Source organism: Microbulbifer thermotolerans (genome assembly GCF_001617625.1).
In the GTDB taxonomy this organism is placed as follows: domain Bacteria; phylum Pseudomonadota; class Gammaproteobacteria; order Pseudomonadales; family Cellvibrionaceae; genus Microbulbifer; species Microbulbifer thermotolerans.
This window is the reverse complement of the sequence record NZ_CP014864.1, coordinates 3,374,965-3,390,160: the sequence shown is the minus strand read 5'-3', so window position 1 is coordinate 3,390,160 and position 15,196 is coordinate 3,374,965. Positions and strand designations below refer to the sequence as shown.

The 15,196-nt window shown below is 58.6% G+C and carries 10 protein-coding genes; 5 read left to right on the top strand and 5 right to left on the bottom strand.

The genetic code is table 11. The annotated features are described in order from the left end of the window. Positions 1–11 precede the first annotated feature (11 nt). Entirely contained in the window at positions 12–689 is a 678-nt protein-coding gene (locus A3224_RS13965) for a TIGR00153 family protein (RefSeq protein WP_067155888.1), read from the bottom strand. A 213-nt stretch (positions 690–902) separates the two neighbouring features. On the opposite strand from A3224_RS13965, the gene A3224_RS13960 reads away from it, so the two are divergent. Continuing rightward, entirely contained in the window at positions 903–2,678 is a 1,776-nt protein-coding gene (locus tag A3224_RS13960) for a GspE/PulE family protein (protein ID WP_067155885.1), read from the top strand. A 34-nt stretch (positions 2,679–2,712) separates the two neighbouring features. Here the strand turns inward: A3224_RS13960 and traF are convergent, their stop codons facing one another. The 3 genes from traF to A3224_RS13945 form a co-directional block, all read right to left on the bottom strand. Beyond that, complete coding sequence (gene traF, locus A3224_RS13955) at positions 2,713–3,864, bottom strand: conjugal transfer protein TraF (RefSeq protein ID WP_067155881.1); 1,152 nt, start codon at positions 3,862–3,864, stop codon at positions 2,713–2,715. A gap of 51 nt (positions 3,865–3,915) precedes the next feature. Continuing rightward, positions 3,916–5,655 carry a hypothetical protein gene (locus A3224_RS13950; protein ID WP_067155878.1) on the bottom strand — a complete coding sequence of 580 codons (1,740 nt, stop codon included), beginning with the start codon at positions 5,653–5,655 and terminating at the stop codon, positions 3,916–3,918. 382 nt (positions 5,656–6,037) lie between these two features. After that, positions 6,038–6,964 (bottom strand): winged helix-turn-helix domain-containing protein, encoded by a 927-nt coding sequence (locus A3224_RS13945; RefSeq protein ID WP_067155875.1) that lies wholly within the window; start codon positions 6,962–6,964, stop codon positions 6,038–6,040. Positions 6,965–7,149: 185 nt separating this feature from the next. On the opposite strand from A3224_RS13945, the gene glnE reads away from it, so the two are divergent. The 3 genes from glnE (at position 7,150) to A3224_RS13930 (ending at position 12,660) form a co-directional block, all read left to right on the top strand. Then, on the top strand, positions 7,150–10,005 hold the full coding sequence (gene glnE, locus A3224_RS13940; RefSeq protein ID WP_067155872.1) for a bifunctional [glutamate--ammonia ligase]-adenylyl-L-tyrosine phosphorylase/[glutamate--ammonia-ligase] adenylyltransferase: 2,856 nt from the start codon (positions 7,150–7,152) through the stop codon (positions 10,003–10,005). A 118-nt stretch (positions 10,006–10,123) separates the two neighbouring features. Beyond that, entirely contained in the window at positions 10,124–11,086 is a 963-nt protein-coding gene (locus A3224_RS13935) for a branched-chain amino acid transaminase (RefSeq protein WP_067155869.1), read from the top strand. Positions 11,087–11,268: 182 nt separating this feature from the next. After that, a complete protein-coding gene (locus tag A3224_RS13930) occupies positions 11,269–12,660 on the top strand; it encodes an O-antigen ligase family protein (RefSeq protein WP_067155866.1) in 1,392 nt (463 codons plus the stop codon). Between the two features lie 51 nt (positions 12,661–12,711). Here A3224_RS13930 and A3224_RS13925 read toward each other — a convergent pair whose 3' ends face one another. Continuing rightward, the gene (locus A3224_RS13925; protein WP_067155864.1) at positions 12,712–14,055 is read right to left on the bottom strand and encodes a UDP-glucose dehydrogenase family protein; all 1,344 of its coding nucleotides are present in this window, start codon (positions 14,053–14,055) and stop codon (positions 12,712–12,714) included. Between the two features lie 232 nt (positions 14,056–14,287). Here A3224_RS13925 and A3224_RS13920 point away from each other — a divergent pair, with 232 nt between their 5' ends. Then, positions 14,288–15,190: an ELM1/GtrOC1 family putative glycosyltransferase gene (locus A3224_RS13920; protein ID WP_231902400.1), complete on the top strand. Its 903-nt coding sequence runs from the start codon at positions 14,288–14,290 to the stop codon at positions 15,188–15,190. Positions 15,191–15,196 lie beyond the last annotated feature (6 nt).

The window sequence follows — 15,196 nt, the reverse complement described above, 5'->3', positions numbered from 1 at the left end:
TCGATCCCCCGTTAACGCGCCAGCAGTAACTGCAAGCGGTTGCCCACGCTGAGGGCGCGATCGGCCAGATCGCCGACCCACTCGATAATCCGGTAGAGGAATATCACATCCACCGGCGGCAGGTCTTTCTCGATGGCAAACAGGGCTGCACGAATTTCCACTTCCAGCTTGTCGGATTTGCGCTCCAGTTCGTCCAGTTCTTCGATCATACGCCGGACGATATCCACTTCGCGGCCGGCGAAACCGCTTTCCAGCAGCTCATCCAATTCGTTGATCGCGCGCAGGGCTTGCGCGGAAGTGGCGACGGCGCTGTCGACGAAGGTCTTCATCAGCGGCTGGAGAGGGGCGGGAATCTGCATCTTGCGGCCGATCGCCAAGCCGGCGATATCCTGGGCGGTGTTGGCCACCTCGTCCTGAGCGTGCAGCAGCACTAGCAGGTCGGACCGGGATACCGGCATAAACAGACTGTCAGGCAAGTGTAAGCGCAGGTCTTTTTTGATGTCGTCGGCGCGGTTCTCCGCGGCGGAGATGCGTTGCTGCACAATTTCCGCCTCGGTGAGGTCTCCGCGCATCAGTGCCTCGAAAAAGGGAACCAGATCCGCCGAGGCCTCGTGGGCCGTGGCCATGTGCTTTTCGATCGGTTTTATCGGCGAGCGGCCAAACAGGTTGGCGATATTGGACAGGGGCATGGTGAGCTCCTTTGTAGAACATCTGGGAACCACTGAGTGCCCCCGCAGTGCCACTGCGGTGAGTTTCAGGGAACCCTCGGGTGCGAAATGGCCGGCATGGTACCCCAAGTTGCCGCAAAATCGGTAACCTAGCGGTCACAGCGCACTGTTGCAGGGTGCGGATAAAGCTACAATGCGCGGTTGGCAGCAAAAGGATAGACGGGGGTTTTCCCTATGACAGTGAGCAAAGCGGTGAACCGGATTCTGGATTTACCCGGGTTGCTGGACGACTTAGTAGCCCAGGGCTATGTGAGCCGCCAGGACGCCAATCGCCTGATCGGCACTCCGCGCACCGCCGAGCAGGCGCAGATGCACCCGCTCAGCTATATCGCCAGCTGTGAGCTGCAAAATCAGAGGCGCCCTGGCAAGGTATTGGACGCGGCTACCTTGACCCAGTGGCTGGCGGATACCTCGTCGCACGGCCTCTACCATATAGACCCGCTGAAGGTGAATGTGGGCGCTGTGACCGAGGTAATGAGTTTTCAGTTCGCCAAGCGCCACCAGATTCTCTGTGTCGAAGCGACGAAGGAGATGCTACTGGTCGCCACCGCGCAGCCCTACGCCAGCGGCTGGGAGGAGCAGCTGGAACACACCAGCGGTCGCACCGTACAGCGGGTGGTGGCCGATCCGGCGGATATCCAGCGCTACTGCGTCGAGTTCTATTCCCTCGCCAACTCAATCTCCGGTGCCAGTGGTCTCAAAGGCAGTTCATCTGCCGGGAATTTTGAACAGCTTCTGGAGCTGGGCAAGCTGAACGAGCCGGACGCCGACGATCAGCACATTGTCAATATCGTCGACTGGCTGTTACAACACGCATTTGATCAGCGCGCCAGTGATATTCATATAGAGCCGCGTCGAGGGGTGGGCCGTATCCGCTTCCGCATTGACGGTGTCTTGCATCCAATTCACGAGTTACCGGACGCGGTCAATGCGGCAGTGACCAGCCGCCTGAAAATTCTCGGGCGAATGAACGTTGCCGAAAAGCGCAAGCCCCAGGACGGTCGCATCAAAACCAAGCGCCAGGACGGCAGCGAGGTGGAGCTGCGTCTTTCTACACTGCCTACCGCCTTTGGCGAGAAGCTGGTGATGCGTATTTTCGATCCCGAGGTCTTGGCGCGCTCATACGCGGACCTGGGCCTCGGCGGCGAGGATTTGGCGCGCTGGCAGAAGATGTTGTCACGCCCCAACGGCATTGTACTGGTTACCGGTCCCACTGGCTCCGGCAAGACCACGACCCTCTACACTGGCCTCAAACAGCTGGCCACCAGTGAAGTGAATGTGTCCACCATCGAGGACCCGATCGAGATGGTGGAGGAGAGCTTTAATCAGACTCAGGTGCAGCACAGCATCGGCCTGGACTTTGCCGCGGGTATCCGCACGCTAATGCGCCAGGACCCGGACATTATCATGGTGGGTGAGATCCGCGATCTGGAAACTGCCGAGATGGCGGTGCAGGCGGCACTTACCGGGCATTTGGTGATATCCACTCTCCACACCAACGACGCCCCCACCGCGGTGACTCGTCTGCTGGATCTGGGACTGCCGCACTATTTGTTGAAATCAACGGTGATCGGGGTTATGGCGCAGCGGCTGGTGCGCACTCTGTGTCCGGCCTGCAAGCGCAAAGGCACTATCAGTGAAGAGGACTGGCAAACGCTGGTGCGCCCGTGGAAGGCGCCGCTGCCGGAAACCACATATCGGCCGGAGGGCTGTCTGGAATGCCGCAACACCGGCTACCTCGGCCGCCAGGGAATCTACGAGATACTGCCGTTCACCGAATCCATCCAGGCGCTGGTGACTGCGGACTGCGATTTGCAGGCGCTGCGGCACCAGGCGATGCGCGAGGGAATGAACAGTTTGCGGTTATCCGGTGCCCGCAAGGTGGCGGCGGGTATCACTACTGTTGCAGAGGTGCTGCGGGTCGCGCCGCCGCCGGATATTGCGTTTTAGGGTGGACTTCCTTGTCCGAAAACGGCCAGACTGCTCAGAAGTTGACGCCAAACTGCATTGCCGCGCCGTAGGTGTCGTTATCTCCGTAGAGTGCCGAGATATCCATATTGATAACACCGAAGGGCGTGAGCCCCAGGCCCAGGGAGACGGTGTCATCCATTGCCGATTTTAAATCGGTCTTGTACCCGAGGCGCAGCTGGGCCCAGCCCCAGGCATTCATTTCCAGGCCAATCCGCGCGAACTGAGTGTCTGCACCCAGACCGGGGATTTCCACCGCGTTGGCATCTATGTCAAATGCCGCGGTCAGCCAGCCGTTGCGGTAACCGCCTCCGAGCGTTAGACGCGGCTCCAGTGTCACCTTCTCCCCGGAGATGGTTTTGTAATCTTTGGCGATCAGGTTGCTGAGGGTGGCGCCTACCTGCCAATTGCCGAACGCTTGCTGATAGCCCAGATCCAGGTTGAAGCCGGAATCTTCGCTGCGGTATTCGTCTGCGTCGAACTCCTCGTCATCGAAGTCCGCCACGGTCGTCAGGTATTCGAAGGTCTCCACCTGTTGCAGTTTCGGTGCTATGCCGAAGGACATATCGCCAAACTGCCGCGCTATGGTTACCCCGCCTTCGGTGATTAGGGCACCCTGTAAGAGAACGGCGCTGTTCAGGCTGTCCGAGTCGAAAACTGCATTCAGGTCTCGGGCATTTTCGATCAGGGTCACGTCGCCGTCATCCACCAGCGTGGTGCCCGCCAGCATCAGGTTAGTGCGGGCGAAGAGGCTGGTGGAGTAATCGCCGATGGGGAGACTCAGGGATAGGCCGCCGCCGCCTTGTAACCAGATCTGACTGTCGTCGATGGCTTCCAGCTGGTTGATCAGCGTATCTGCGGTGGTTTCGCCTATCAGCATCTGATCCACTTCGTCGAGGGTATCGCTGAGTTCCTCAGCGTTATCCAGCAGTTCGTCTTTGTCGGATGCTTGCAGGCCCAGATCCAGGTGCAGGTTGTGACTGTTGTCCCTATCGTAACCGGCCATGGCGGCCGGGTTGAGGCTGGCCGCTCGGCTGTAGTCGGCGGTGGCGACACCTGCACTGGACATGCCCATGGCGCGGGCGTCAAAACTGTCCGCATGGACTGCCGCGGAGACGCCGAGGGTTGCGGTGACCCATAGTGAAATGTGTCTGGGTAAGGGCTTCATGAATAGTCCTGTTTACTTCTTGTTGGTTTTAAAGGTCGTTGGGATGAGGCGCTACAGCAGTTCTCCGCCCAGTACATCAGTACAGGCTGCCGCATTTTCTTCATAGGTGATGAAGTTGTCGTCCGCGCAGCGATAGGGGGTCCGGTATTGTTGCGGGCACTGGCCCTCACCCGCTGAAATCAGGCTCGGGTCAACTTCGGGGTAATAGGAGACAGATCCGTTGATCGTCTCTACGAGTGTTTGCCAGGAACCAGAAGCATCGGATTCCATCACCACTTCATTATCTTCGACCCAACGAATTTCTTCGCAATAGGTTTCCTCGGTATCACCGCCCCAGATGAGGTGTAAGAGAATACCGTCGTCATTGCTTGTCTGGCTGTTGTCAGTATCGGTATCGTTACCGGAGGAAATTCCTGCCGGGCCGGCCCCAAGGCGATTGAAGATGACCTGTTCTTCACTGGTCTCAAAGGTCATTAAGTTGCCATTGACGAACATTTTCAGGTCTGCGGTGCCGACAAAATCGGAGAGACCGTATTCATTAGTGTCAACAAAAATGTTGCTGATGGTCACTATGCCGGTTTCCGCATCGTAGCTGTAGTTGCCCACCTCGGCGCCGTCGTCCTCAGCTTCTACATAGGTGCCGTTTTCCAGGAAAGCGATCATCACTAGATCCCCTTCCTCAAGGGCATCGGAGGATTCGGTGTCGGCAACCCAGACACCCTGAAGACCGTTGGCTACTACCCGGTAGGTGGGGATGCTTTCTGCTAACTGGTCTTCCTCGCCGTTTTCCGCAGACTCAAAAATACTGAGGGTGGCGTCGTTGCCGTCGACCTCGAAAGTAATATATTCACCATCCTCTTGGTTGAAGTCGCCGTCTTCCGGGTCGTGTAGACCGATACCTCCATTTTGGTCAGAAATCATTTCGGTGGCTTTCAGTACTTTGTCCGAGCCTAGACTGTAGAAGCCCCATTCCAATCCCTCTTCGGTTTCGTCTGGGAACTCCTTTTCCTCCACATGGAGGTAAGTGCCGTTGGTCTCATCGAAAGCCAGGAAAATAAAGTGGTTGGTACCATTTCCGGTTTCATCGCTGGTATCCAGCACCCAGCCTCCGGTCAATGAGTATTCGTTGGTATAGCCCAGCTGCTCTTCCTCAAGTGTGCTCTCCAGGTGGGCTTGGGCCTCTTCCATGCTGACCAGCTCAGTGACGACTTGATCCTGCCCGCCATTCTCAATCAGAGACTGGACTACTGAAGATGTGGCGAAATCTTCAGGCGATTGAGCGAAGAATTCCTCAGTGGACAAATTGGGGTCCTTGCTGCCCACTGCCGTGTCGCTGATAGTGATGTTGTTGCTCGGGTCTCCATCCGTATCCAGAGATTGCAGCAGGCGTGCCATGTTGATTACGGTGTTATCGGAGGTATCGGTAGTGCCGGCAATATCCAGTGGGGTCACTTTTCCCATGGCGGCCGCCGGAGGAAACTCCAGGCTACCAATAAAGAAAATCACTGTGTCACCTGGCTCGTAGTCGTATTCACCATTGGCGTTGGTGACCCCTTCGTGGGTTGTATTGCCGTCGCTATCTACTGTGCGATAACCGATATTGACCACTGGGCTGTCGATAAAAACACCAGTTTCGGTTTCGACTGGATCTTTTGGATCAGTCGTTTTTACCGGTGGAGAAGTTGGGTTGTCTTGTTTGTCGTTATTGCTGCTGCCACCGCATGCAGACAAAGTGCTGATCAGTAGTGCGGTGGTGGATAAACGTAAGATTTTATTTAGGGATGGTGACATGACGTTGGCCCTTTCTATTGTTAGCGGCTTGGGAGTCCGAGCCCCGGTCCCGTGTCTGAATGGCGCCGGGCTGAAGAGGAGGCATTCGGAGTACTTCTTTGTCAGAGTGATGAGTTAAGAAAGGTTAAGTGGCGCTGCTTAAGGGAGTCTTTCCTATGGCTGAAAGGATGTGATCAGCGGTGAAAAGTTGTGACGAGATATGACTGGAGGAAGAATTAAGGCGTTTCTGATTAATTTGTATCCTGGCGGCAAAGATACTTCGAGGCTTGAGCAGCCCGGAGCCAACCACAAGCGCACGTAAATTCATCGCGGCCGTTTAGCCTGTTTCCTCACCTGGCGGTCGCTGGCCGCAGGGTGAGCAGGACATATCAAGATGAAGGCGTTATAGGGCGTGGGCGGGTTGGTTATTGCTGTGCTCGAAGAGCGGCAGGATCAGGTCATAAAGGTCTTGTGGGGTGGCGGCGACGCCTTGGCCGCCGAGTTCGGCGAGCAGCTCGCGCTGCGCATTACTGGGTAGAATGGTGTAGAGGAAAAAAGGGGTATTGTCTTCCCTTCTGCGCAGCTCTTCTACAAGCCTGAAGCCTGCCAGAGGCTTTTCTCCGCGGCCGAGATCCGAGATCACCGCGGTATAGCTGTCATACATTGACAGTATTCTGAGGGCATCGACACTATTGGTGACTTGGTACACCGCGATCCCCTGGCTCTCCAGGTAGCGGGCTTCCGCCACATTGTTTTCCGGGTGATCATCCACCCACAGCACGCGACCGATGGTGTTTGGCGGTTCTCCGATACGCAATTCCTGTGTTTCGTCCTCGCGCCGGAGCTCCAGTCCCAGCCAGGTAGCCGCTACCGTGGCCGCCAGCGCTGCGCCAGCCCAGGGGCGCCAATGCGCGATCCGGCGAGATGGTTTGGTGGGGCGTCCGGGGGAGGGGGCGATAGCCGCGTCGGCGCTGATGAAGCATTGCGCCGTGATACGGTAGCCAAAGCCATGCACTGTTTTCAGGGCTTGCCCATCGGTGCCTAGGCTCTTGCGTAGGCGCCCGATCAGTTTGGCAAGGGAGTTTTCCTGCACTACCTTGCCTGGCCAGGCTATCTCCAGTAGATCCTGCTTGCTGACCGGCTCACCGTTATTGCGCAGAAGCGCAATTAGAACGCTGTAGCAACTCCAGTCGAGATTGACGGGGTTTTCGCAAATATGAATGGTGCTGTTGCCTTCTTCGACCAAGGTATTTCCGAATTTCCATGACTTCGGCTGCTTTAAGCCTTTTACTGATTCGGAATCCGGTTTCGAGGCTAATTCTTGTTTCATCTGTAACGGTGAGAGAGGCGAAGGTGGATTACATAGTAAAGTTTGGCGCCAATTTCCCGCACATGATACGTCGTGTGGTCATAGTGTGCCAGGAGATGCTCTTGCTCTTCTCGAGAAGGGGGAGAAGATTAGCAGGATAACCCAGAGCCGAGATAACATTACGCGACTGCGATAGGAAGTCGGAAATGCCACTACGAATTGAATCTTGCCCGTCACAATTTCAACACCAACTCAATGAGCGGTGGACTCAATGGCGGGAATCCGCAGGAGAAGATGTCGCCGGGAATACAGACACTTTGTTGGAGGATGTATCCCTGCAGCGGGCTGTGGCGCGTAGCTTCGTCGGCTCTGACTTCTTCTATCGGCAGTGCTGCCGCAGTCCTGAGTTACTGCCCGAACTGCTGCAAAATGACGATTTGGGTCTCGCTTCTATTGATATTGAGCAGTTTGGCGATGACGAAAGCCTCGACCGTGAATTGCGCAAACTGAGAAACCGCGTTACAGCCGAAGTAATTTATCGGGATTTCGCAGATCAGTGGGATATTGCGCGGGTTTGCCAGCGCCTGACTGAGCTGGCTGAAACCTGTATACAGGCTGCACTCGCCTGGCATTACCGGCAACTGGTCAACCGCTACGGTGAACCGCGCGATAGAGAGGGGAATACCCAGTCCCTGATCGTGCTGGGCATGGGCAAACTGGGAGCCCGCGAGTTGAACCTGTCCTCGGATATCGATCTGATCTTCGCCTACCCCGAGCCGGGCGAGACAAGCGGCGAAAACAGTGTCGACAACCAAAAATTTTTCCAGCGTCTGGGCCAACGCCTGATTAAGTCCCTGGATGCGATCACCGCGGACGGCTTCGTCTTTCGCGTCGATATGCGCCTGCGGCCCTATGGCGACAGCGGCCCGCTGGTGAGCCACTTTGCGGCGCTGGAGGATTACTACCAGACACAGGGCCGCGAATGGGAGCGCTACGCAATGGTAAAGGCGCGCCCTGTCGCCGGTGACGTTAATGCCGCTGCCGAGCTGATGGAGCTGCTGCGGCCTTTTACTTACCGCCGCTATATCGACTTCAGTGCCATAGACGCATTGCGCGAGATGAAAACCCTGATCCAGCGCCAGGTGCGCGCCCGGGGCCTCGGCGATAACGTCAAGCTGGGCCGCGGCGGAATCCGCGAAGTGGAATTTATCGTTCAGGCTTTTCAGCTGATCCGCGGCGGCCGAGAACCCGCCCTGCGCGAGCGCAATCTGTTGCAGCTTCTACCCCTGCTGGAGAGTGGTGGTCACCTGGAGCCCGGTATCGCGCAAAAACTGGCAGACGCATACCAGTTGTTGCGGCGGGTAGAGCACGCCCTGCAGGCAGAGCGCGATCAACAGACTCAGACTCTGCCGGCGGAAGAGGAGCGTCGGCAAAAACTGGCCTTCGCTCTCAGTCGAGACAGCTGGGAGCAATTGTGGGGTGAGCTGACCGAGGCGCGCGCGGTGATAGAGCGGGAATTCGACGCGGTGATTGCCCCGCCGGAGGACATTGCCCCGCCGAGTGCCGCGGAAGAGTGGGAAGCGCTCTGGGCCAGCTGTGACAGTGAGCCTGCCGCCAGCGAAGCGCTGAGAACTTTGGAGTTCGCCGGTGTGGAGCCTGCGCATGAGGCGCTGGATTTATTGGCGGAGCTGAGGGTGTCGCCCGTGGTGGCGACGCTGCCGAGCGCCTCACGAGAACGCCTGGACCAGTTTATGCCGCTGCTGCTGGCGGCCGCAGCGCGGGAGCAACAGCCATTGTTGGCATTGACCAGGGTGCTGCCGCTGGTGCGCGCGGTACTGCGCCGCAGTGCTTATCTGGTGCTGATTAACGAAAACCCGCCAGTATTGAAACAGCTGCTGCGTCTCTGTGCCGCCTCCCCGTGGATCGCTGAGCGACTGGCCAGGCACCCGATACTGTTGGACGAGTTATTGGACCCGAGGCGCCTTTTGGCGCCTGCGAAGGCCTCCGATATTTCCGACGAGCTGCGCCGTGAACTGCTCAGAGTTGATCCCCAGGATCTCGAAGTGCAAATGGAGGCGCTGCGCCACTTCAAGCAGAGCCAGAGCCTGCGCATTGCCGCCCAGGAAGTCAGCGGCGCACTGCCACTGATGAAGGTCAGCGATTCCCTGACCTGGCTGGCGGAGGCGATATTGCAGCAGTCGCTGCAGTTGGCCTGGACTCAGCTCGAGGAAAAACACGGCGCGCCCGCGGGTGCGTCCCGGGAGGACATGCGCTTTGCGATCATTGCCTACGGCAAGCTCGGCGGCCTTGAATTGGGGCACGGATCAGACCTGGATCTTGTCTTTGTGCACGATGCCGATCCGATGCAGTACACCGGCGGAGAGGCTTCCATCGACAACCTGCGTTTCTATACCCGCCTGGCTCAGCGCCTGATCCATATATTGCAAACGCGCACACTGAGTGGCCCCCTGTATGAGGTGGATACGCGCTTGCGCCCTTCCGGTAACTCTGGCCTGCTGGTGACATCCCTCGCCGCTTTTGAGAAATACCAGCGCGAAAATGCCTGGACCTGGGAGCACCAGGCACTGGTGCGCGCGCGCCCGGTGGCGGGCAGCCGGCGGCTGTGCGGGGCCTTTGAGCAGCTGCGACTGGAATTGCTTTGCCAGCCGCAAGATGAAAAAAAACTGCGCGAAGAAGTGGTCGTCATGCGCGACAAAATGCGCGCGCACCTGGATAAGAGCAACGATCAATCCTTCGACTTAAAGCAGGGGCGGGGCGGTATTGTCGATATCGAATTTATGGTTCAATATGCAGCTCTGGCCTGGGCGCACAAAGCGCCATCGATAGTGCGTTATACCGACAATATTCGCATTCTCGAGAGTCTGAGGGACGCGGGCCTGATGCCGGCCCACCAAGCCGGGCATCTGATCGACGCCTACAAAGCCTACCGATCTGAAGGTCATCGCCTGGCATTACAACAATTGCCAGGGGTTGTTAGCGGTGACCAATTCACAGCGGAAAGAAAGACCGTTCAAACAAACTGGCGGCAACTGCTCGGCTGAATAACTGCCGGAGTCTCTGCAGCCTACACTGTTTTTATCGGATTTCCTGCACCCGCAGGAGCGCCCGCCGGCGGCTCCTGCGCGCGGTGCAGACAGCGAATTTTGTAGGAGTTTCCCCATGTCTTTTGCCGACCGCGACGGCGTAATCTGGTTTGATGGCGAATTGATTCCCTGGCGTGACGCGCGGGTCCACGTGCTCACCCACACGCTGCACTACGGAATGGGCGTCTTCGAGGGGGTGAGGGCTTATCAAACGGAATCCGGCACCAGCATCTTCCGGCTGCAGGATCACACCCGGCGGCTGTTCCGCTCAGCCAAAATCATGAATATGGCCATGCCCTTCGACGCCGAACAGTTGAACGAAGCCCAGAAACTGGTGGTGCGCGAGAACAATCTGAGCGAGGCCTATCTGCGGCCGATGGTGTTCTACGGCTCCGAGGGCATGGGCCTGCGCGCGGATGCGCTGCGGACACACGTGATTGTCGCCGCCTGGGAGTGGCCCAGCTACATGAGCCCGGAAGCGCGGGAGCTGGGGATCAAGGTGAACACCTCTTCCTATACCCGTCACCACGTCAATATCACCATGTGCAAGGCCAAGGCCAACGGCAATTACATCAACTCGATGCTGGCCCTGCAGGAAGCGATCCGCAACGGATGTGAGGAGGCGCTGCTGCTCGATCCGGAAGGCTATGTGGCTGAGGGCAGTGGCGAAAATATTTTTATCGTCGCCAACGGTATTCTTTACACGCCGGAACTCACCTCCTGCCTGGATGGCATCACCCGCAACTCGGTGATCGAGCTGGCGCGGGAGTGCGGCTATCAGGTGGTGGAAAAGCGTATTACCCGCGACGAGGTTTATATCGCCGACGAGGCTTTTTTTACCGGTACTGCCGCCGAAGTACTGCCGATCCGCATGCTGGACGGCCGCACTATCGGCGCCGGGCGCCGCGGTCCTATTACCAAGCGTTTGCAGCAGCTGTACTTCGATGTGGTGCAGGGGCGCAGTCAGGCTCATCTGGGCTGGCTCACCGATGTCGCTGAAGTGGGACTGGGTGAGACAGGCCGCCTGGCCGCGGTCTAGCAGCTGTGAAACTGTTCTCGCTGACGGCCTGTTGATTTGTAGAGCCGTCAAGCGACTTCCCGTAAAATAGCCGCCCTCCGCTGCCGGCCTTCCGCTGGCGGGGGCGGCTATTTTTATCTCTGTTGCCGCCAGCCGCTTGCCATATAGATCACCGGTGCATCAACGTACTTTGGGAGCGGCTTTTGATTCTTCCAGACGGTATTTCCGAAAGGCTGAGCAGCGCCGGGGGGACACTCTGGCAGCGCAACCACCTCTTGGATATTCCTCCTTTCATGCAGTTATTCGGTGGCCTGGTCGTACTTTTTAGTGCGATTGCCTGGCCCCTGGCGGAACCCTTGTCGGGGCCCACGGCCATTCTGCTGGTGTTGATCACGGGCTGGGCGGTGTTCCGCCACGGCCGGCATTTGCTCCGTTCTCCGGTCGCCTGGCTGTTCGCCGCCGCACTCGCGGTGCAAATCGCTTCCTGGATTTCGGTGCAATTGTCGCATCCGGAGTGGGCCGAATCCTCGCCAAAGATGCACAGACTGGGACACTGGTTTGCCTTTGCCGCTATCGCTTGCTGGCTCGGTGGCAGCACACGCAACGCGCTGGCCTTGTGGACGGTGGCGCTGGTCTCCCTGCTGCTGACCCCCTGGGTGACCGGCGGTGGTTTCGCCGAGTGGACGGCGGGCGCCGCCGGTAAACGCGTCGACTTCGGTATTCGCAATGCCCAGCATACCGCCATGTTGTTTGGCACTGCACTGATCGGCCTTCTGGTGTTGGCGCCGCGCCTGTTTCGCTGGGCTCGCCGTTCCGCCTATACCCTGTTGCCGGTGGGCCTGTTGTGGTTGGCGGCTGTGATTGCCTGTTCTTTGGCTGTGCTCTACACCCAGACCCGCGCGGTGTGGCTGGGGTTGACGCTGGCCGTGCTGTTTCTCCTGACGGCGGTCCTGTGGGCGCAATTTGCCGGGTTTGGCCGCCGCCGCTTGCGTCGGCTAGTGGTGATGTCGACGTTGATTCTCGCGCTGTTGGTCGCTTTGGGGGGCAAGTTCGGCGGTATAGTGGCCGAGCGACTGGAGTATGAACACCATGCGATAGGCCTGGTCCTTGCGGGGGATATCGATTCGGTGCCCTATACCAGTACCGGTATCCGCGTACATACCTGGGTGGACGCGCTGCCGTGGATTCAGGAGCGTCCCCTGTTGGGCTGGGGCGGCAAGGGGCGCCGCTTGGTGATAGAGCATTCCGAGACTATGCCCCGGCAGTTGAAAGACACCATGGGGCATTTGCACAACAGTTATTTGGATCTGCAGGTGAACAACGGCTTGCTGGGCAGCCTGCTGTTGCTCGCTCTGATCGGTTGGCTATTGCTGGCGAGCCTGCGGGCCTGGCGGCAGGGTGTGTTGCCGGGAGATCTGTTGCTGTTTTTCCTCGGCTTTATGCTCTACTGGCTGTGGATCAACTGTTTCGAGTCCTATCTATTTTTCGGTAGCGGCGGTTATGTGTTCGGCCTGGTTTGCGCCGGTGTGGTGACGCACGTCTTGCGGGCGGGGTATTCAGTGAAAGGCGCTGAGAGTGCTCTGAAGGGAGCGTGAGCTGCAGGTTCGGTTCACAGTCGGGGCGCTGCGCGCCCCTTCTTTTAGCGGTTAGCGCGCCGCCGGTATCCGCGGGCGCCCCACGCAATAGTAGTCGATGCCGGAGCGGGCCAGCTGTTTGGGGTCGTAGAGGTTGCGGCCGTCGAAGATCACCGGGTTTTTGAGACCGGAGGTCACGGCTTCGACATCGATGGCTTTGAACTGCTGCCACTCGGTGGCGATGATCAGAGCATCGGCCCCGGCCAGTGCACTCTCCTTGGTACCGCAAAGTTGCAGGCCATCGCGCACGCCGTAGATGCGCTGGCATTCTTCCATCGCCTGCGGGTCGAAGGCCTGCACTCTGGCGCCGCGCTGCCAGAGTTGCTCCATCAGCACACGGCTCGGCGCTTCGCGCATATCGTCGGTATTGGGTTTGAAGGCCAGGCCCCACAGCGCAAAGGTTTTGCCGCTCAGGTCGTCGCCGAAGTGCGCGCAAATTTTTTCCAGCAGGTAGCGCTTCTGGCGCTCATTTCTCTGTTCCACGGAAGCCAGGATTTCCGGGGTTACGTCCAGTTTACCGGCGGTGGTGATCAGTGCCTTGACGTCCTTTGGGAAACAGGAGCCGCCGTAGCCGATGCCGGCGTAGATAAAGTGGTAGCCGATGCGCGGGTCCGAGCCTATCCCCTGGCGCACCTGCTCTATATCCGCGCCGACGCGATCGGCGATTTCCGCCATTTCGTTCATAAAGCTGATCTTGGTGGCCAGCATGCAGTTGGCGGCGTACTTGGCCAGTTCGGCACTCTTGATGTCCATGGCCATGATTTTTTCGTGATTGCGGTTAAAGGGCGCATACAGCTCGCGCAGGGCCTCCTCCGCTTCCTTGCTGTCGGTGCCGATAATAATGCGGTCCGGGCGCATGCAGTCCGCGACCGCGGAGCCCTCCTTGAGGAATTCGGGGTTCGAGACCACGTCGAAAGCCAGATCTCCCGCGCCGCGCTTGTCCAGTTCGGATTTTATAGCCTCGCGCACCTTATCGGCGGTACCCACCGGCACAGTGGACTTGTTGACGACGATTTTGGATTCTCCCATGTGTTCGGCGATAGTCCGAGCCACGGTCAGCACATGGCGCAGGTCGGCGGAACCGTCTTCGTCCGGCGGAGTGCCCACGGCGATAAAGATAATCTCGCCGTGGTCCACACCGGTTTTGGCATCGGTGGTGAACTGCAGGGTACGGCTGGACAAGTTGCGTTCCACAAGGGGGGCCAGACCCGGCTCGTAGATGGGTACCTGGCCCTTGTTCAAGGACGCTATCTTGTTTTCATCGATATCGATACAGATAACCTTGTGCCCGGCTTCCGCCAGCACCGCCGCTTGAACCAAGCCCACATAGCCGGTCCCAAATACAGTTACATTCATTCGCTTGTCTCAAATTCCGTCGATCTCAGGGTAAACAGCCGATGTTGGCGTTCAATGCGGCAATTGTACCTGAGTTCACGTGGATGCCGCGAATGGCGGGGGGCGGATCGGTGAACCAATTCCGGGATCTTGCCTCTGCATAAATACCGCTCATCTCGATTCTGGGTTTCGCTTGGACCTGGTGGATGGGCTATGCTTTACGCCCATTTTTTGCTGGTTTGAGGCGGTTTCTTTGCAACTGACGGTCTGGCGTTTCCTGGACGGCAACCGCGCGCACGAAAAACAGAGTGCGGCACTGGTGGCTGGTCTGCGGGCCTCTTTTGGTGGAGAGGGTGGAGTGGCGAGTTTCGATATTCCCTGTCCGCCTTCGTTCTTTTCGCGCGTGTTTTCCGATCCCGCGCAATCGCGCGGACTGCCAAAGCCGGATTTTATTATCGGCACCGGCAGCGGCAGCCGCTGGCCCATGCTGGCCGCCCGCCGGCATCACGGTGGCCGTGCGGTGGCGATCAATTTGCCGCTTCTGCCGTATCGCTGGTTTGATTTCGCCATAGTGCCGGAGCACGACAGGCCGCCGCCGCTGCCCAATATAATTCTGAGTCAGGGGGCGCTGACCGAGCCGCTGCCGAACTCCAGTATTCAGTCCGGGCGCGGCTTGATACTTGTGGGAGGCCCGAGCAAACACTTCACCTGGGATCTGCAGTCGTTGCGGCAGCAGCTTGAGCGCTTGCTGGCACACCCACTCGACTGGCAGCTGTCCGACAGCCGCCGCACACCGGATGGAAGCCTGGAATCCGTCACGGGGGCCAAGCTTGTACACTGGCGGGAGTGTCCGCCGGGCTGGCTGCAAGAACAACTGGCCACGGCGGAGCAGATCTGGGTGACCGAAGACAGCATCTCCATGGTGTTTGAATCCTTGCAGAGCCGCGCGCGAGTGGGAGTTTTGCGGGTGCCCAGTAAGAAAAAGGCCAACAAGGTGCGCGCCACAGTGCAGCGCCTGGTGGATCAGGGAATGGTGACCGACCGTCTGGAGGATGTGTCCGCGCCGTTTGCGCCGGTCCGCGAGCCCCTCAATCAGTACCTGGTGTGCGCGCGGGCGCTACTGCGCCGCTGCGGCTTACCGGTTGCGGACACCTGAGAGGGT